The sequence below is a fragment of the Streptomyces sp. NC-S4 genome (assembly GCF_054353315.1).
In genome coordinates this window covers 661,858-682,890 of sequence record NZ_CM135937.1, presented here as the reverse complement: position 1 = coordinate 682,890, position 21,033 = coordinate 661,858, and the positions used below count along the sequence as shown (strand labels likewise).

The window sequence follows — 21,033 nt, the reverse complement described above, 5'->3', positions numbered from 1 at the left end:
CTCTGAACTCCCCTGAACTCCTCTGAACTCCCCTGAATTCTCTTGAGTCCTCCACGGTCTCGATCACGCGAATAGGTGAAGCGCCAGTGGCGAACGAAGCAAAGCTCCGCGAATACCTCAAGAAGGTCACGATGGATCTCGATGAGGCGTACGGACGTCTTCGGGACATCGAGAGCCAGGCACACGAGCCCATCGCCATCACGGCCATGAGTTGCCGGTTCCCCGGCGGCGTGAGCTCGCCCGAGGAACTGTGGGACCTGCTGGCCACCGGCGGCGACGCCCTCACCGAATTCCCCACGGACCGCGGCTGGGACCTGGACCACCTTTTCTCCGAAGACCCCGACGACCCGGGCACCTCGACCACTCGCGAGGGCGGGTTCCTCAGCGCCGCCTCCGCGTTCGACGCCCACTTCTTCGGGATCTCCCCGCGAGAGGCCATGGCGATGGACCCGCAGCAGCGGCTGCTCCTGGAGACCTCCTGGGAGGCGTTCGAGCGGGCCGGCATCGACCCGAACCTGCTGCGCGGCAGCCAGTGCGGCGTGTTCGTCGGTATGAACGGCTCGGACTACCTCACCCCGCTCCTGGAGGCGGCGGAGGACTACGCGGGCCACCTCGGCACCGGCAACGCCTCCAGCGTGCTGTCCGGGCGGCTCTCCTACACCTTCGGCCTCGAAGGCCCCGCCGTCACCGTCGACACCGCCTGCTCGGCCTCGCTCGTCGCCCTCCACCTGGCGGTGCAGGCGCTGCGGGCCGGGGAATGCTCGCTGGCCGTCGCGGGCGGCGTACACGTGATGTCCACCCCTGGGCTCTTCGTGGAGTTCAGCAAGCAGCGCGGACTGTCCACGGACGGCCGCTGCAAGGCGTTCGCGGCGGGAGCCGACGGCTTCGGTCCGGCGGAGGGCGTGGGCGTCCTGCTCCTGGAGCGGCTCTCCGACGCGCGCAGGAACGGGCGTCCGGTGCTGGCCGTGGTCCGGGGTACGGCGATCAACCAGGACGGTGCGAGCAACGGCCTGACGGCGCCGAACGGCCCGTCCCAGCAGCGCGTGATCCGCCAGGCCCTGGCCAACGCCCGGCTGTCCGCCGATCAGGTGGACGTGGTGGAGGCCCACGGCACGGGCACGTCGCTGGGTGACCCGATCGAGGCGCAGGCGCTGCTGGCCACCTACGGGCAGGGCCGCCCGGCCGAGCAGCCGCTGCTGCTGGGGTCGGTGAAGTCGAACATCGGGCACACGCAGGCCGCGGCTGGCGTGGCCGGTGTGATCAAGATGGTGCTGGCCATGCGGCACGGTGTGCTCCCGCAGAGCCTTCACATCGACGAGCCGTCGCCCCACGTGGACTGGGAGTCCGGCACGGTCGCGCTGCTCACGGAGCAGACGGCATGGCCCGAGACGACGCACCCGCGTCGTGCGGGTGTGTCGTCGTTCGGGTTCAGCGGGACGAACGCGCACGTGATCGTCGAGCAGGCCCCCGAGGCGGATGCGGAGGCGGCTGAGCCGGTTGCACGCTCTGGTATGCCGGTGGTGCCGTGGGTGCTGTCGGGCAAGAGTGCGGGGGCGTTGCGGGGGCAGGCGGAGCGGCTGTCGGGCTGGCTGGCGGAGACGCCGGACATTGATCCGGTGGACGTGGGCTGGTCGTTGGCGTCGACGCGTGCGGGGCTGGATCACCGGGCGGTCGTCTTCGGCGATCACGCGGCCGGTGTGGCCGCGGTGGCCTCGGGTGCGCTGGCGGCCGGTGTGGTCACCGGGGCTGCCGTCGGTGGGAAGGCGGCGCTCGTGTTCCCGGGTCAGGGCTCGCAGTGGCTGGGCATGGCAGCGGGGCTGCTGGAGTCCTCGCCGGTGTTCGCTGCCCGGGTGGGGGAGTGTGCGAAGGCGCTGGAGCCCTTCACCGACTGGTCGTTGGTGGATGTGCTCCGGGCCGCCGATGGCGCGCCTTCCCTTGACCGGGTGGATGTGGTGCAGCCGGCGCTGTTCGCGGTGATGGTGTCCCTCGCGGAGGTGTGGCGGTCGGCTGGTGTGCGTCCGGGTGCGGTGATCGGGCATTCGCAGGGTGAGATCGCGGCTGCGTGTGTGGCGGGGATCCTGTCCCTGGAGGATGCGGCCCGGGTGGTGGCTCTGCGGAGTCAGGCGATCGGCCGGGTGCTGGCGGGTCTGGGCGGCATGGTCTCCGTCCCGCTGCCCGCTGCCGAGGTCCGGGAGCGGATCGCGCCGTGGGGTGAGGAGCGGATCTCCGTGGCCGCCGTCAACGGCCCCTCCTCCGTGGTGGTCTCCGGTGAGGCCCAGGCCTTGGACGAGCTGCTCGCCGCGTGCGAGGCGGATGGGGTCCGTGCCAAGCGGATCGCCGTGGACTACGCCTCGCACTCCGCCCAGGTAGAACTCCTCCGCGAGGAGCTCGACACCCTTCTCGCCCCGATCGTGCCGCGGGCGGCGGAGGTTCCGTTCCTGTCGACCGTGACGGGGGAGTGGGTCAACGGCACCGAGCTGGACGCCGGTTACTGGTTCCGCAACCTGCGTCAGACGGTCGAGCTGGAGCGGGCGACTCGCAGCCTCCTCGACCAGGGCTTCGGTGTGTTTATCGAGTCGAGTCCGCATCCGGTGCTGACCGTGGGTATGCAGGAGACCGTCGAGGACGCGGGTCGCGAGGCCGCTGTCCTGGGTTCCCTGCGCCGTGACGAGGGCGGTCTGGAGCGGTTCTGGATCTCCCTGGGCGAGGCGTACGTCCGTGGCGTGACCGTCGACTGGGACGCCGTCTTCGCGGGCACCGGCGCCCGGCGCGTGGACCTGCCCACCTACGCCTTCCAGTCGCAGCGGTTCTGGCCCGAGGCCGCGCCGGCAGAAGTCGGTGAAGTGACCGGCGAGAGCGTGATGGACGCCCGCTTCTGGGACGCCGTCGAACGCGAGGACGTCACGGCGCTGGCCGAGGCCCTGGCTTTTGACACCCCCGACGCCATCCATTCGCTGGGCACGGTCCTGCCCGGCCTGTCCTCGTGGCGGCGGCAGAGCCGTGAGCAGTCCACGGTCGACGGCTGGCGCTACCGGGTCACCTGGAAGCCGCAGACCGATGCCGCGGCCAAGCCCCGGCTCTCGGGGTCCTGGCTCGTGGTCGTGCCCGAGGCCGGGGCCGGGGCAGGTGACACGGCCGCCGCTGTCCTTCGTACGCTCGCCGAGCGCGGCGCGGAGGTCCGTACCGTCACCGCCGCCGCCGACGCGGCCTCCCGGGACGCGCTGACCGACGCCCTGAAGGCCGCCACGGACGGGGCGCCCGCCCCCGCCGGGGTGCTGTCCCTCCTCGCCCTCGGCGACGACGGGGCCTTTGCCGCCGGGCTCGCGCTCTCCCAGGCACTCGGTGACGCCGAGGTGGCCGCGCCGCTGTGGTGCGTCACCCGGGGCGCGGTCGCCGCCGGGCGGACCGACCGGATCGCGGACCCGGACCAGGCGCTCATCTGGGGCCTCGGCCGCGTCGCCTCCATGGAGCAGGGGGGCCGTTGGGGCGGCCTGATCGATCTGCCCGGCACCGAACACGCCGTGGACGACCGGATCCTCGACCGGCTGGCCGGGGTCCTCGCCGGGGACGCCGCCGAGGACCAGGTGGCAGTGCGGGCCTCGGGCCTGTTCGTACGACGTCTCGTGCGGGCCCGGCTGGCGGAGACCCCGGCGGTGCGCGAGTGGCGTCCGGCCGGGACGACGCTGGTCACCGGCGGTACGGGCGTCGTCGGCGCGCAGGTGGCGCGCTGGCTGGCCGAGAACGGTGCCGAGCACCTGATCCTGACCAGCCGCCGCGGGGCCGACGCGCCCGGCGCGGACGGGCTGCGCGACGAACTGACGGCCCTCGGCGCCCGGGTCACGCTCGCCGCCTGCGACGTCGGCGACCGCGAAGCCCTCGCCGGCCTCCTCGCCTCCGTCCCCGCCGACCAGCCGCTCACCGCGGTGATCCACGCCGCGGCGGTCGTCGACGACGGCATCATCGAGACGCTCACGCCCGAGCGGGTGGCCGCCGTCCTGCGGGTCAAGGTGGACGCGACGCGGCATCTGCACGAGCTGACCCGCGACCTCGACCTGTCCGCGTTCGTCCTCTTCTCCTCCTTCGCCGCCACCTTCGGCGCCCCCGGCCAGGGCAACCAGGCACCCGGCAACGCGTTCCTCGACGCCTTCGCCGAGTACCGGCGCGCCGCCGGGCTGCCCGCCACCTCCCTCGCCTGGGGCCCCTGGGGCAGCGCGGCCGGGGACGACAGCGCGGCGGGCGACCGGATGCGCCGCCACGGCATCATCGCGATGGCGCCCGAGCGGACGCTGGCGTCGCTCCGGCACGCCCTGGACCGCGACGAGACCACGCTGACCCTGGTCGACATGGACTGGAAGCGGTTCACGCTCGCCTTCACCGCCGACCGGCCGCGGCCGCTGCTCCTGGAGCTCCCCGAGGCCCGGCGGGTCGTCGAGAGCGCGGAACGGGAGTCCGCCGAGGACCTGGCCGGGGGAGTGCCGCTCAGCGCGCAGCTCGCCGGGCTGCCCGACGTCGAGCAGGAGCGCCTGCTGCTCGACCTGGTCCGTACGGCCGTGGCCGCCGTCCTCGGACACGCCGACCTCACGGCCGTCGAGGCCGGCCGGGCCTTCAAGGAGCTGGGCTTCGACTCCCTCACCTCCGTCGAGCTGCGCAACCGCCTGGGCGCGGTGAGCGGCCTGAAGCTGCCGGCCAGCCTGGTCTTCGACCACCCCACCCCCGCCGCCGTCGCCGCGTTCCTGCGCGCCGGGATCGTGCCCGACGCCGTGGCGGGAGGGGCCCCGCTGCTGGAGGAGCTCGACAAGCTGGAGGCCGTACTCGAACGCGGCACCGCCGACAACGTCGTACGGGCCCGGGTGACGATGCGGCTCCAGTCGATGCTGGCCAGGTGGAACGACAGTGACGACCCGGCCGGGCGGCACTCCGGCACGACCGCCGCGGACGGCCCCGCGACCGGCCTGGGCCCCGACGGCGCGGCCGGCGCACCGGACGCCGCCCGCGACGATGCGGAGCAGCTCCAGGACGCCAGCGACGAGGAGCTTTTCGCGTTCATCAATGAGGGCCTCGGACGTTATTGACGGCTTGCTGAATATTGGTGAAGATGGCCCGCCCCCTGATTAATTGACCGGGGGTCGACTGCCCCCTACGCACTCCTCCACCCAGGGGTGCGTAGGGGGCAGTTAGGGGTTGTAGGGGAGATTGAAGCGGAAATAGCCTGCCACCGAGCAGTCGCTTCCATCGGCAAAGTGGAGCGGCCGCATTTCCGATGTCATTCTCGGCTCTGCACTCAGTTTTCTGATGCCGTCTGCTGCAAATGGGTGGTTGCGTTAAATGGCGAATGAAGAGACGCTGCGGGACTACCTGAAGCTGGCGACAGCGGATCTGCAGCAGACGCGTCAGCGGCTGCGCGAGATCGAGGCCCGGAACCAGGACCCCATCGCCATCGTCGGCATGGGCTGCCGCTATCCCGGAGGCGCGACCTCGCCGGAGGAGCTGTGGCAGCTGGTCGTCGACGGCGTCGACGCCATCACCGGCTTCCCGGTCGAGCGCGGCTGGGACATGGAGACCGTCTACCACCCGGACCCCGAGCACCCGGGCACCAGTTACGCCAACCAGGGCGGCTTCGTCCAGGACTTCGCCCGGTTCGACCCGTCGCTCTTCGGGATCTCCCCGCGCGAGGCCCTCGCCATGGACCCGCAGCAGCGGCTCCTCCTGGAAACCTCGTGGGAGGCCTTCGAGCGCGCGGGCATCGACCCGACCTCGATGCGCGGCAAGCAGGTCGGCGTGTTCGTCGGCACGAGCAACCACGACTACCTGACGGCCCTGCTGAGCTCCTCCGAGAACGTCGAGGGCTACCTGGGAACCGGCAACGCGGCGAGCGTCGCCTCCGGCCGGCTCTCGTACACCTTCGGCCTCGAAGGCCCGGCCGTCACCGTCGACACCGCCTGCTCCTCCTCGCTCGTCGCCCTGCACCTCGCGGTGCAGGCGCTGCGCAACGGAGAGTGCTCGCTCGCCCTCGCCGGCGGCGCCACCCTGATGTCCGCGCCCGGCACGTTCATCGACTACAGCAAGCAACGCGGTCTGGCCACCGACGGCCGCTGCAAGGCGTTCTCGCCGGACGCCGACGGCTTCAGCCTCGCCGAAGGCGTCGGCGTCCTCCTCGTGGAGCGGCTCTCCGACGCCCGCCGCAAGGGCCACCACGTGCTGGCCGTGATCCGCGGCTCGGCCGTCAACCAGGACGGCGCCAGCAACGGTCTGACCGCGCCCAACGGCCCCTCGCAGCAGCGCGTCATCCTCCAGGCGCTCTCCAACGCCCGGCTCACGCCCGCCGACGTGGACGCCGTCGAGGCGCACGGCACCGGAACCGGCCTCGGAGACCCCATCGAGGCGCAGGCCATCATCGCCACCTACGGCCAGGACCGTCCCGAGGGCCGGCCGCTGTGGCTGGGCTCCCTCAAGACCAACATCGGCCACGCGCAGGCCGCCGCCGGCGTCGCCGGAGTCATCAAGAGCGTCATGGCGATGCGCAGCGGCGTACTGCCGCGCACCCTGCACGTGAGCGAGCCGACCCCGCACGTCGACTGGTCGGCGGGCGAGGTGTCGCTGCTCACCGAGGCGCGCCCCTGGCCGCAGCACGGCGGGCCGCGCCGGATCGGCGTCTCCTCGTTCGGTATGAGCGGCACCAACGCGCACATCATCCTCGAGGGTGCCGAGGCCCCTGCCGGAGCCGCTGACGACCGGCAGACCGACGCCGACGCCGACGCCGCCGAAGGCGTCCTCCCCGGGAGCGAGCCGGCTGCCGTGCCGCCCGTCCTGCCCGTCGTCCTGTCCGGCAAGACCGAGCCCGCGCTGCGGGCGCAGGCAGCCGCACTGCACGCCCACCTCACGACCCGGCCCGGCCTCCGTCTCGAGGACGTCGCCTGCGCGCAGGCGCTCACCCGGGCCGCCCTGGACCGCCGTGCGGCGGTCGTCGCCCAGGACCGGGGCGAACTGCTGGCCGGGCTCGCGGCGCTCGCCGAGGGCCGCCAGTCCCCCGACGTGGTCGAGGGGAGCGCCACCGAGGGCAAGCTGGCGTTCCTGTTCACGGGACAGGGCAGCCAGCGCCTCGGCATGGGGCGCGAACTGTACGACGCCTACCCGGTATTCGCGCAGGCCCTGGACGCCGTGTGTGCGAACTTCGACGCGCAGCTCGAACTGCCCCTGAAGAAAGTCCTGTTCGGGGACGACGCGGCCGTGCTGGACCGTACGGAGTACACCCAGCCGGCGCTGTTCGCGGTCGAGGTGGCGTTGTTCCGCCTCGTCGAGAGCTGGGGCCTGAAGCCGGACTTCCTGTCCGGTCACTCGATCGGTGAGATCGCGGCCGCACACGTCGCCGGGGTGCTCTCGCTCGACGACGCCTGCACGCTGGTCGCTGCCCGCGGTCGTCTGATGCAGGCGCTGCCCGCAGGTGGCGTGATGATCGCCGTCCAGGCGTCGGAGGACGAGGTCCTGCCGCTGCTGACCGAGCGCGTCGGCATCGCGGCCGTCAACGGCCCCCAGTCCGTGGTCATCGCGGGTGACGAGGACGCCGCGACGGCCGTCCTGGAGGCCTTCCCCGATCGCAAGTCCAAGCGCCTCACCGTCAGCCACGCCTTCCACTCGCCGCTCATGGACGGCATGCTCGACGCCTTCCGCCAGGTCGTGGAGGGGCTGACCTTCGAGGCCCCCCGTATCCCGGTCGTCTCCAACCTGACCGGTGCCCTCGTCACCGACGAGATGGCCTCGCCCGACTTCTGGGTCCGCCACGTCCGCGAGGCCGTCCGCTTCCTCGACGGCATCCGCTGGCTGGAGAGCCGCGGGGTCACCGCCTACGTCGAGATCGGCCCGGGCGGCGTCCTGTCCGCCCTCGGCCAGGACTGCCAGACCGCTACCGGCCCCCGCGCCGCGGCCTTCCTGCCCGCGCTGCGCACCGGCCGTCCCGAAGCGCGCTCCCTGACCGCCGCCGTCGCCGGCGCCCACGTCCGCGGGCTCTCCCCGGACTGGGCCACGCGCTTCGCCGGGACCGGCGCGCGCCGCGCCGAGCTGCCGACGTACGCCTTCCAGCGCGACCTCTACTGGCCCCGCGACCCCTTCACCGACCTGAGCGAGCCCGCCGACGGCCGCGAACTCGGCCTCACCGACGCCAAGTTCTGGGAGGTCGTCGACAGCGAGGACCTGGCCGCCCTCGCCGAGACCCTCGGCGTCGACGGCGACGAACCGCTCAGCGGCGTGCTGCCCGCGCTCTCCGCCTGGCACCGCCGCAACCGCGACCGCGACACCGTGGGCGGCTGGCGCTACCGCATCACCTGGAAGCCGCTCACCGACACCGCGCCCGCCCCGCCGGCCGGGCACTGGCTCCTCGTGGTGCCCGCGGGGCACACCGACGCCCCGTGGACCGTTGCCGCCGCCCAGGTCCTGGCCGCGCGCGGTGTCACCGTGAGCAGCGTGACCGTCGACGCGGCGGCCGACGACCGGGCCGCCCTCGCCCGCAGGGTCACCGAGGCCGTCACCGGCGCCGCGGAGGCCGGTGCCCCCGCCGGCGTGCTGTCGCTGCTCGCCTTCGACGAGCGGCCGCATCCCGAGGACGCGGCGCTGCCCGCCGGGCTCGCCGCCACCCTCGCCCTCGTCCAGGCACTGGGCGACGCGGACGTGGACGCCCCGCTGTGGGCCGCCACCCGCGGCGCGGTGTCGACGGGCCGTTCCGACCAGCTCACCGGCCTCGCCCAGGCGCCGCTCTGGGGCCTCGGCCGCACCGCCTCCCTCGAACTGCCCGCTCGCTGGGGCGGCCTGGTCGACCTGCCCGCGACCCCCGACGAGCGCACAGCGGGCCGGCTCGCCGACGTCCTGGGCGGCCTCGGCACCGAGGACCACCTCGCCGTGCGCTCCACCGGCGTGTTCGTCCGCAGGCTGACCCGCGCCCCTCAGGAGCAGGCCCCCGACACCGAGTGGTCCACCTCCGGCACCGCTCTCGTCACCGGCGGCACCGGTGCGCTCGGCCGGCACGTGGCCCGCTGGCTCGCCCGTAGCGGCGCCGAGCACCTGCTGCTGGTGAGCCGGCGCGGCCCCGACGCCGACGGCGCGCCGGAACTCGCCGCCGAACTGCGCGAACTGGGCACCCGGGTCACCCTCGCGGCCTGCGACGTGGCCGACCGGGACGCCGTGGCCGAGCTCCTCGCCACCGTCCCGGCAGCCTTCCCCCTGACGACCGTCGTCCACGCCGCCGGCGTGCTCGACGACGGCGTCCTCGACGCGCAGACGCCGAGGCGCCTGGCGGACGTCATGCGCCCCAAGGCCCACGCGGCGCAGGTCCTGCACGAGCTGACCCGCGACCTGGACCTCGACGCGTTCGTCCTCTTCTCCTCCCTCGCCGCCGCCTTCGGCGCCGCCGGACAAGCCAACTACGCCGCCGCGAACGCCTCCCTCGACGCCCTCGCCGAGCAGCGCCGCGCCGACGGCCTGCCCGCCACCGTGATCTCCTGGGGCGCCTGGGCCGAGGCGGGCATGGCCACCGACGAGCTCGTGGCGGAGCGCCTGCGCCTCGCCGGACTCCCGGGCCTCGCCCCCGAACTGGCCCTGTCGGCCCTGCACGCGGCGCTCACCCTGGACGAGACCGCCTCGCTCGTTGCGGACATCGACTGGGACCGCCTGGCGCCGGGCCTCACCGCCGTACGGCCGTGTCCGCTGATCGCCGACCTCCCCGAGGCCGTGCACGCCCTCGCCGCCGCCGACGCGCCCGCCCCCGACGCCGGGAGCGCCGATACGTTCGCCCGGCAGCTCGCCCGGGCAGCGGGCGGCGAACGCGACGCGCTCGCCGTGGAGTTCGTCCGTACTCAGGTGGCCGCCGTACTCGGCTACCCCGGTCCCGGGTCCGTGGACCCGGCCATCGCCTTCAGGGACCTCGGCTTCGACTCCCTGACCGCGGTGGAGATCCGCAACCTCCTCGCCTCCCGGACCGGGCTGCGCTTGCCCGCGACCCTGATCTTCGACTACCCCAACTCCCTCTCGCTGGCCGCCTTCCTCCAGGGGGAGCTCCTCGGCGCCCGGCCGGCCACCGGCCAGACACTCGCCACCGGTGCGGGCGCCGATACGGGCACCCGTGGCGCCACCGACGACGACCCCATCGCGATCGTCGCCATGAGCTGCCGCTTCCCCGGCGGGGTGAGCACCCCGGAGGAGCTGTGGCAGCTCCTCGTCACGGGCCGCGACGCCATCGACGGCTTCCCGACGGACCGCGGCTGGGACCTCGACGGGCTGTACGACCCGGAGTCCGTCACCGAGAACACCACCTACGTCCGCGAGGGTGGCTTCCTCGCCGACGCCACCCGCTTCGACCCCGGGTTCTTCGGGATCTCCCCGCGCGAGGCCCTCGCCATGGACCCGCAGCAGCGGCTGCTCCTGGAGACCTCCTGGGAGGCCTTCGAGCGGGCCGGCATCGACCCCGCCACCGTGCGCGGGGAGCGGATCGGCGTCTTCACCGGCACCAACGGGCAGGACTACCTCGACGTCATCCTCGCCGCCCCCGACGGCAGCGAGGGATTCCTCGGCACCGGCAACGCGGCGAGCGTCGTCTCCGGCCGCGTCAGCTACGTCCTCGGCCTCGAGGGCCCGGCCGTCACCGTCGACACGGCGTGCTCGTCGTCGCTGGTCGCCCTGCACTGGGCGATCCAGGCGCTGCGCCAGGGCGAGTGCACGATGGCGCTCGCGGGCGGCGTGACCGTCATGTCCACCCCGGCCTCCTTCATCGACTTCAGCCGTCAGCGCGGGCTGGCCGCCGACGGCCGCATCAAGGCCTTCGCCGCCGCCGCCGACGGCACCGGCTGGGGCGAGGGGCTCGGCATGCTGCTCGTCGAGCGGCTCTCCGACGCCCGCCGCAACGGCCACCCGGTCCTGGCACTGGTCCGCGGGTCGGCCGTCAACCAGGACGGTGCCAGCAACGGCCTCACCGCCCCGAACGGGCCCTCGCAGCAGCGGGTGATCCGCCAGGCCCTCGCCGGCGCGGGCCTGGCGGCCACCGACGTGGACGCGGTCGAGGCGCACGGTACGGGTACCCGGCTCGGCGACCCGATCGAGGCGCAGGCCCTGCTGGCCACGTACGGGCAGGACCGCCCCGAGGGCCGGCCGCTGCTGCTCGGCTCCATCAAGTCCAACCTCGGGCACACCCAGGCCGCCGCGGGTGTCGCCGGTGTGATGAAGATGGTGCTCGCCATGCGGCACGGCGTGCTGCCCCCGACCCTGCACGTCGACGAGCCGACCCCGCACGTCGACTGGACGGCGGGTGACGTCGCCCTGCTGACGGAGGCGGTGCAGTGGCCGGAGACCGGCCGTCCGCGCCGTGCGGGCGTCTCCTCGTTCGGCATCAGCGGCACCAACGCCCACACCATCATCGAGCAGGCCCCGGAGACCGAACCCGCCGCACCGGCGCTCGTCCCGGCGGACGCCCCGCTGCCCTGGATCCTCTCCGGCAAGAGCCAGGACGCCCTGCGCGACCAGGCCCGCCACCTGCACGCCCACGCCGAACGGCACCCCGACCTGCGCCCCGCGGACCTCGGACTCTCCCTGGCCCTCGGCCGGTCCGCGTTCGAGCACCGCGCCGCCGTGGTGGCCCCGGACCGCTCCGCCCTGCTCGCGGGACTGCAGGCACTGGCCGAGGGGAACCCGGCCGCCGGGCTCGTGACCGGTTCGCCGGCCGCGGGCAAACTCGCGTTCCTGTTCACCGGCCAGGGCAGCCAGCGGCTCGGGACGGGTCGTGAGCTGTACGACGCCTTCCCGGTGTTCGCGGACGCGCTGGATGCGGTGTGTGCCCGGATCGACCTCGAACTCCCGCTGCGGGAGGTGCTGTTCGGATCCGATGCCGCTCTGCTGGACGAGACGCGGTTCACCCAGCCGGCGCTGTTCGCGGTCGAGGTGGCGCTGTTCCGGCTGCTGGAGTCGTGGGGTGTGAAGCCGGACTTCCTGTCCGGGCACTCGATCGGCGAGATCGCGGCCGCGCACGTCGCCGGGGTGCTCTCCCTGGACGACGCCTGCACGCTGGTGGCGGCGCGTGGCCGGCTGATGCAGGCGTTGCCGGGCGGTGGCGTGATGATCGCACTCGAAGCCTCGGAGGACGAGGTCCTCCCGCTGTTGACCGACCGGGTGAGCATCGCGGCCGTCAACGGCCCGCGCTCGGTGGTCGTCGCCGGTGACGAGGACGCGGCGGTCGCGGTCACGGAAGCCTTCCCGGACCGGAAGTCCAAGCGCCTGACCGTCAGCCACGCGTTCCACTCGCCGCACATGGACGGCATGCTGGCCGACTTCCGCCGGGTGGTGGAGGGCCTGACCTGCGCGAGCCCCCGTATTCCGGTCGTCTCGAACCTGACCGGCGCCCTCGTCACCGACGAGATGGGCTCGGCGGACTTCTGGGTGCGGCACGTGCGCGAGGCGGTCAGATTCCTCGACGGCGTCCGCGCCCTGGAAGCGGCCGGGGTCACGACGTACGTCGAGCTCGGCCCCGACGGGGTCCTGTCGGCCCTTGCCCAGGACTGCACCGAGGACGAGGCCGTCTTCGTCCCCACCCTCCGCAAGGGCCGCGCCGAGGCCGAGGCCGTCACCACGGCCCTCGCCCAGGCCCACGCCCACGGCGTCACCGCCGACTGGGCGGCGTACTTCGCCGGCACCGGCGCCCAGCGCGTCGACCTGCCCACCTACCCCTTCCAGCGGCAGCGCTACTGGCCGGCCATCTCCTCCCTCCACCTCGGGGACGTCGAGGCGATCGGCCTCGACGACACGGCCCACCCGCTCCTGAGCGCCGGTGTCGCCCTGCCCGAGTCGGACGGCATGGTGTTCGCCGGACGGCTCGCCCTGTCCACCCACCCCTGGCTGGCCGACCACGCCATCCTCGGCAGTGTCCTGCTGCCCGGAACGGCCTTCGTGGAGCTCGCGACCCGCGCCGGTGACCAGCTCGGCTGCGACCACCTCGAAGAGCTCACCCTCGAAGCGCCCCTCGTCCTGCCCGAGCGCGGGGGCGTGCGGCTGCGCGTCTGGGTCGGCGCCGCCGACGAGGCCGGCCGCAGGCCGTTCGCCCTGCACTCCCGCGCCGAGGGCCTGGCGGCCGAGGAACCCTGGACGCGGCACGCCGCCGGTGTCCTGGCCGAAGAGGCCCGTCCCGCCGCCGACTTCGACCTGACGGCCTGGCCGCCGGCCGGAGCCACGGAGCTGCCGCTCGACGGCCGCTACGAGGCACTCGACACGATCGGCTTCGCCTACGGCCCCACCTTCCGCGGCCTGCGCACGGCATGGCAGCTCGACGGCGCGGTGTACGCCGAGGTCGCGCTGCCCGAGGGCGCCGAGGACCAGGCGGGCCGCTTCGGCCTGCACCCCGCGCTGCTCGACGCCGCGCTGCACGCCATCGGACTCGACGGCATCGGAGCCGACGACGGCCAGGGCCGGCTGCCCTTCGCCTGGTCCGGGGTGTCGCTGTACGCCGGAGGGGCGAGCGCACTGCGCGTCCGCCTCACCCCGGCCGGAGCCGAGGGCGTCCGGCTGGAGATCGCCGACACGTCCGGCGCCCCCGTCGCGGCCGTCGGCTCGCTCGGGCTGCGGCCGGTGACCGCCGGCCGGCTGCACGGCGCGCGCACCTCCTACCACGAGTCGGTGTTCCGCCAGCAGTGGACCGAGCTCGGCGGCCCCGCCGGCCCGGACGCGGCCGCCACGGTCCGGTACGCCCTGCTCGGTGCCGCCGCGGCGGGGGCCCCGCGGGACCAGGACCGCTACGCCGCCCACTACGCCGATCTGGCGGCGCTGGCCGCCGCCGTCGACGCCGGAGCGGCCGTCCCGGACGAGGTGGTCGTCCACCTCGCCCCGGCGCCCGCCGCCCCGTCCGCGCCCGCCGTGCACGACGCCGCGCACGCCGCGCTCGCCCTCGCCCAGGCCTGGCTCGCGGACGACCGGTTCGCCGCCGCCCGGCTGGTGTTCGTCACCCGCGGCGCGGTGGCCGCGACCCCGGACGAGGACGTGACCGACCTGGCCGCCGCCACCGTCTGGGGCCTGATGCGGTCCGCGCAGACGGAGAACCCCGGCAGGTTCGCGCTCGTCGACGCCGACACCGCCGCGGACGGCGGCCACGGCGCCCTGCGCGCCGCGCTCGCCTCCGACGAGGAGCGTTTCGCGCTGCGCGCGGACGCCGTGCTCGTCCCCCGCCTCGCCCGCGTCGAGACCGGCGGGGAGGACGACGGCCGCACCCCGGCCTTCGGCCCCGACGGCACGGTGCTGATCACCGGCGCCACCGGCGCGCTGGGCGGGCTCGTCGCCCGGCACCTGGCCACCGCGTACGGGGTGCGCCGCCTGCTCCTCGTGGGCCGGCGCGGCGCCGACGCGCCGGGCGCGGCCGAACTCGCCCGGGAACTCGCCGAGTCGGGTGCCATCGCCACCTGGGCGGCCTGTGACGTGGCCGACCGGGACGCCCTCGCCGCCCTGCTGGCGGAGATCCCCGCCGACCACCCGCTCACCGCGGTCGTCCACACCGCCGGCGTCCTCGACGACGGGATCCTCACCTCGCTGACCCCCGACCGGCTGTCGGCGGTGCTGCGGCCCAAGGTGGACGCGGCCTGGAACCTGCACGAGCTGACCCGGGAGCTGGACCTCTCCGCGTTCGTGCTGTTCTCCTCCACCTCCGGCATGTTCGGCGGCCCCGGCCAGGGCAACTACGCCGCCGCCAACTCCTTCCTGGACGCCCTCGCGCAGCACCGCCGCGCCCAGGGCCTCCCGGCGTCCGCGCCGGCCTGGGGCCTGTGGTCCGTGGCCGACGGCATGGCCGGCGCCCTGGACGCCGCCGACGTCAACCGCATGCGCCGCGCCGGACTGCCGCCGCTGACGGCCGCCGACGGCCTCGGGCTGTTCGACACCGCCGTCCGCCTCGACGACGCCGCCGTGGCCCTGATGCGCGTGGACACCGACGCGCTGCGTCCGCTCGCGGCCGTCGGCACCCTCGCGCCGCTGCTGCGCGGCCTGGTACGGGGCGTCGCCCGCCGGTCGGTGGCCGCGGCGGCCACCGGTTCCGAGCCGGAGCTGCGGGCCCGCCTGGCCGGGCTGTCCGCCGCCGAACAGGACCGCGCCCTGCTGGACCTGGTCCGTACGCAGGTCGCGGCCGTACTCGGACACGCCGGCCCCGCCGCCGTCGAGTCCGGGCGGGCCTTCAAGGAGCTCGGCTTCGACTCGCTCACCGCGGTGGAGCTCCGCAACCGGCTGAACCGGGCCACCGCCCTGCGCCTGCCCGCCACCCTCGTCTTCGACTACCCGGACCCCACCCTCCTGGCCCGCCACCTGCGAAGCGAGCTGATCGACGACACGGACCAGGACACCACGGGCGCCCTCGCCGCCGGGTCCGCGACGCCAGCGGCCACCGCGGCGGCCGACGACGAGCCCATCGCCATCGTCGCCATGAGCTGCCGCTACCCCGGTGACGTCCGCACCCCCGAGGACCTCTGGCAGCTCCTGACCGCCGGCGAGGACGGTGTCACCCGCCTGCCCGAGAACCGGGGCTGGGACACCGAGGCCCTCTATCACCCCGACCCCGAGCACCCGGGCACCTCGTACGCCCGCGAGGGCGGCTTCCTGCACGATGCCGCGGAGTTCGACGCCTCCTTCTTCGGGATCTCCCCGCGCGAGGCCCTCGCCATGGACCCCCAGCAGCGCCTGCTGCTGGAGACCACCTGGGAGGTATTCGAACGGGCCGGGATCGCCCCGTCCTCGGTGCGCGGCAGCCGTACGGGCGTCTTCGCGGGCGTCATGTACCACGACTACGGGGCGCGCCTGCACGCCGTGCCCGACGGTGTCGAGGGCTACCTCGGCACGGGCAGCTCCAGCAGCATCGTCTCGGGCCGCGTCGCCTACACGTTCGGCCTGGAGGGCCCGGCGGTCACCGTCGACACGGCCTGCTCCTCCTCGCTGGTCGCCCTGCACCTCGCCGCGCAGGCGCTGCGCAACGGCGAGTGCTCGCTCGCCCTGGCGGGCGGTGTCACCGTGATGTTCACACCGGGCACCTTCATCGAATTCAGCCGCCAGCGCGGGCTCGCCGCCGACGGCCGCTGCAAGTCCTTCGCGGCCGCCGCCGACGGCACCGGCTGGGGCGAGGGCGCGGGCATGCTCCTGCTGGAGCGGCTCTCCGACGCCCGCCGCAACGGCCACCAGGTCCTCGCGGTGGTCCGCGGCTCCGCCGTCAACCAGGACGGCGCCAGCAACGGTCTCACCGCCCCCAACGGCCCCTCGCAGCAGCGCGTCATCCGCCAGGCCCTCGCCAGTGCCCGCCTGAGCGCCGCCGAGGTCGACGCCGTCGAGGCACACGGCACCGGTACGACCCTCGGTGACCCGATCGAGGCGCAGGCGCTGCTGGCCACCTACGGCCGCGAGCACAGCGACGAACAGCCGCTGCTGCTCGGCTCGGTGAAGTCGAACCTCGGGCACACCCAGGCCGCCGCCGGTGTCGCCGGCGTCATCAAGATGGTCATGGCGATGCGCCACGGCGTCCTGCCCAAGACCCTCCACGTCGACGAGCCGACCCCGCACGTGGACTGGACGGCGGGCGCGGTGTCCCTCCTCACCGACCAGGTGGCCTGGCCCGACACCGGCCGCCCCCGCCGCGCGGGCGTCTCCTCCTTCGGCATCAGCGGGACGAACGCGCACGCCATCATCGAGCAGGCCCCGCAGCCGGACCCCGCACCCCAGCCGGCCCCCGGGGCCGCGCCGGAGCCGGAGGAGACCCGTACGCCGTTCGTGCCCGTGGTGCTGTCGGCCCGCGGCGAGGGCGCGCTGCGCGCCCAGGCCCGCCGGCTCCACACCCGTGTCCACGGCGACGAGGGCCTGCGCCCCGCCGACCTCGCCCTGTCCCTGGCCACCACCCGCTCGGCCCTGGAACAGCGCGCCGCCCTCGTCACGGCCGATCGCGCGGAGCTGCTGCGCGGCCTGGACGCGCTGGCCCGGGGCGAGAGCGCGGCCGGACTCGTACGGGGAGCCGCGCGCGAGGGCCAGGTGGCGTTCCTGTTCACCGGGCAGGGCAGCCAGCGCCTCGGCATGGGACGCGAACTCCACGACGCGTACCCCGTCTTCGCGGCCGCGCTGGACGAGATCTGCGCCGAACTCGACCGGCACCTCGAACTTCCGCTGAAGGACGTGATGTTCGGATCGGACGCCGCCCTGCTGGACCGGACCGGGTACACCCAGCCCGCCCTCTTCGCGGTCGAAGTGGCGCTGTTCCGGTTGCTGGACGCGTGGGGAGTGCGGCCCGACGTCCTGTCGGGCCACTCCATCGGCGAGATCGCCGCCGCCCACGTCGCGGGTGTGCTCTCCCTCCAGGACGCGGCCGAACTGGTCGCCGCCCGGGGCCGGCTGATGCAGGAGCTGCCCGCCGGCGGCGTGATGATCGCCGTCCAGGCGGCGGAGGACGAGGTCCTGCCGTTCCTGACCGGCGCAGTGAGCATCGCCGCGGTCAACGGCCCGCAGGCCGTCGTCGTGGCCGGTGACGAGGACGCGGCCGTCGAGGTCGCCGAGGTCTTCGAGGCCATGGGCCGCAGGACCAAGCGGCTCACGGTCAGCCACGCCTTCCACTCGCCGCACATGGACGGCATGCTCGCCGACTTCCGCAAGGTCGCCGAGGGCCTGGTGTACGGGGCTCCGCGCATTCCGGTCGTCTCCAACCTGACCGGCGCCCTCGTCACCGACGAGATGGCCTCGGCGGAGTTCTGGGTGCGGCACGTCCGTGAGGGCGTCCGCTTCCTCGACGGCGTTCGCGCCCTGGAGGCCGCCGGAGTCACGACCTACGTCGAACTCGGCCCCGACGGGACCCTGTCGGCGCTCGTCCAGGACTGTCTGACCGACACCGCCGAGGCTCCCGAGCCTGCCGCGGCCGCCGTCTGCGTGCCCGTGCTGCGCAAGGGCCGCCCCGAGGCCGAGGCCCTCGCCGCCGCCCTCGCCCAGGCCCACACGCACGGCGTCGGCGTCGACTGGACGGCCTGCTTCGCCGGCACCGGCGCCCGCCGCGTGGAGCTCCCGACGTACGCCTTCCAGCGCAAGCGCTACTGGCTCGACGTCGGCGTCTCCGTCGAGGACGTCCTCGCGGCCGGCCTCGACACCGCCGGACACCCGCTGCTCGGCGCCACCCTCCCGCTGCCCGCCTCCGACGGGGTGGTCCTCACCGGCCGCCTCGCCCTCTCCACCCACCCCTGGCTGACCGACCACACGGTCATGGACACCGTCCTGCTGCCCGGCACCGCCTTCGTCGAACTGGCCCTGCGGGCCGGCGCGGAGACCGGCTGCGACACCGTCGAGGAGCTGGCCATCGAGGCCCCGCTCACCCTCGGCGACCAGGGCGCCGTACAGCTCCAGCTGGCCGTGGACGCGGCCGACGAGGAGGGCCGGCGCACCCTGACGCTGCACTCCCGCCCGGCCGACGCCCCGGCGGGGGAGCCGTGGACGCGCCACGTCACGGGCGTACTCGCCCCGGCCGCCCCGGCCCGCGCCTTCGACCTGGCCCAGTGGCCGCCGGCCGGCGCCGAACCCGTCCCCACCGACGGCTTCTACCCGGCAGCGGCTGCGGCAGGCCTCGGATACGGGCCGGTGTTCCAGGGGCTGCGCGCCGCCTGGCGCCGCGACGGCGAGCTCTTCGCCGAGGTCGCGCTCGACGAGGCGTACGAGAGCGACGCCGACGCCTACGGCGTGCACCCCGCGCTCCTCGACGCCGCCCTGCAGGCCATCGGCCTCGGGGTGCCCGGCTCCTCCTCCGACGACTCCGCCGAAGGCGCCCGACTGCCCTTCGCCTGGACCGGCGTACGCCTCCACGCGAGCGGCGCGGCCGCCCTGCGGGTCCGGATCACCGCCGGAGCCTCCGGCGGCGTGGCCCTGGACGCCGCCGACTTCACCGGCGCCCCGGTGGCCTCGGTCGACTCCCTGATCCTGCGCCCGGTTTCCGCCGCCCAGCTCGGCGGCGACCGCGCCGCGCACCACGAGTCCCTGTTCGGCGTGGAGTGGGCCAAGCTGCCCCTCACCGCCGCCGCCGTCCCCGCCGGGCAGCGGTGGGCCGTACTGGGCGAGGAGGGCGCCGACTTCCGCGTCGGCGGCGAACCGCTCGAACGGCATCCCGGCCTCACCGCGCTGCGCCGGGCACTCGCCTCCGGCGCCCCGGCACCCGACGTGGTGGTCGTCCCGCTGTCCGCCGCGGCCCCCGCCGGCCGGGCGCCCGCCGCCCGCGGCGCCGCGCACCACGCGCTCGCCCTCGTCAAGGAGTGGCTGGCCGAGGAACACCTCGACGGCTCCCGGCTGGTACTGCTCACCTCGGGTGCGGTGGCCGCCGTTCCGGGCGAACACGTCACCGACCTCGCCCACGCCCCGGTGTGGGGCCTGGTGCGGTCGGCGCAGTCGGAGAACCCCGGTCGGTTCGTCCTCGCCGACACCGACGGCTCCGACGCCTCCCTCGGGGCGCTGGCCGCCGCGCTGGCGGGCGACGAACCGCAGCTCGCCCTGCGGGCGGGCGAGGCGTACGCCTTCCGGCTGAGCCGCATCGCCCGGACCGCCGCCGGGACCGGCCGCCCGGAGACCGGCGCCACCGAGGCCGGCCGCACCGAGACCGGCCCGCTGGAGATCGACACCGCCGGCACCGTCCTCGTCACCGGCGCCGGAGGCACCCTCGGGCGGCTCTTCGCCCGCCACCTCGCCGACGCCCACGGCGTACGGAACCTGCTGCTGCTCAGCCGCCGCGGCGACGCGGCGCCCGGCGCGGCGGACCTGACGCGCGAGCTGACCGAGCGGGGCGCTGCCGTCACCTGGGCGGCCTGCGACGCGGCCGACCGGGACGCGCTGGCCGCCGTACTGGCCTCGGTCCCCGCCGACCGGCCGCTGACCGCGGTCGTCCACACGGCCGGCGTCCTGGACGACGGGATCATCGACTCCCTCACGCCCGAACGCCTCGACACCGTCCTGCGCCCCAAGGTCGACGCGGCCTGGAACCTGCACGAGCTCACCGAGGGCCACCAGCTCTCCGCGTTCGTGCTCTTCTCCTCCGTCGCCGGCTGCTTCGGCGCGGCCGGTCAGGCCAACTACGCCGCGGCGAACGCCTTCCTCGACGCCCTCGCCCAGCACCGTGCGGCCCGCGGCCTGGCCGCGAGCTCGCTCGCCTGGGGCCTGTGGGCGGCCGCGGACGGCATGGCGGGCGCCCTCGACGAGGCCGACCTGACCCGGATGGCCCGCTCGGGCGTCGGCGCGCTCGCCCCCGAGGAGGGGCTGGCCCTGTTCGACACCTCCCGGACCCTGGACGACCCCGTCCTCGTCCCCATGCGGATCGACCCGGCCGTACTGCGCGCCCAGGCCGCCGACGGCACCCTGCCGCCGCTCCTGCGCGGACTCGTACGCACCCCCGCGCGCCGGGCCGCCGCCCCCGCGGCCCGGACCGCCTCCGGCTCCCGCTCCGCCGCCGAACCGGTGGGCACCCTCCGGGATCGGCTGGCGGGCCTGTCGCCCGCCGAACGCGACCAGGCGCTGCGGGACCTGGTCCGTACCCAGGTGGCCGCCGTACTCGGCCACGGCACGGCCGACGACGTCGACGCCGCCCGCGGCTTCCTCGACCTGGGCTTCGACTCGCTGACCGCCGTCGACCTGCGCAACCGGCTCACCGCCGCCTCCGGGCTGCGGCTGCCCGTCACGCTGATCTTCGACTACCCGTCACCCGCGGCGCTCGCCACGTACATCGGGGAGAAGCTCGGCCGGGACGACACCGCCCGCAAGCCCGTCCACGCGGAGCTCGACAAGCTCGAATCGATCCTCTCGGCGGTCGCCCCCGACGACGCCGAACGCGCGGGCATCACCGCCCGGCTGCGAGACCTACTGGCGAAGTGGAACGACACGCACGGTGCACAGGACAACGCCGCCGAAGAGCGGGACATCCAGGCCGCCACGGCCGACGAGCTCTTCGACCTCCTCGATGACGAACTCGGCCTCTCCTGAGATGACCGGGACGACCGAGACGACCTTGACCACTTCGACGACGGGGATGGCGTAAAC

At 74.7% G+C, this 21,033-nt stretch carries 2 protein-coding genes; both read left to right on the top strand.

Translation table 11 applies throughout. The features are described from left to right. The first annotated feature begins 32 nt into the window (after nt 1–32). Nucleotides 33–5,072, top strand: coding sequence for a type I polyketide synthase (locus ACXNSR_RS02855; RefSeq protein ID WP_458643546.1), 5,040 nt, complete (start codon nt 33–35; stop codon nt 5,070–5,072). Nucleotides 5,073–5,343: 271 nt separating this feature from the next. Further along, nucleotides 5,344–20,976: a type I polyketide synthase gene (locus ACXNSR_RS02850; protein ID WP_458643545.1), complete on the top strand. Its 15,633-nt coding sequence runs from the start codon at nt 5,344–5,346 to the stop codon at nt 20,974–20,976. Nucleotides 20,977–21,033 lie beyond the last annotated feature (57 nt).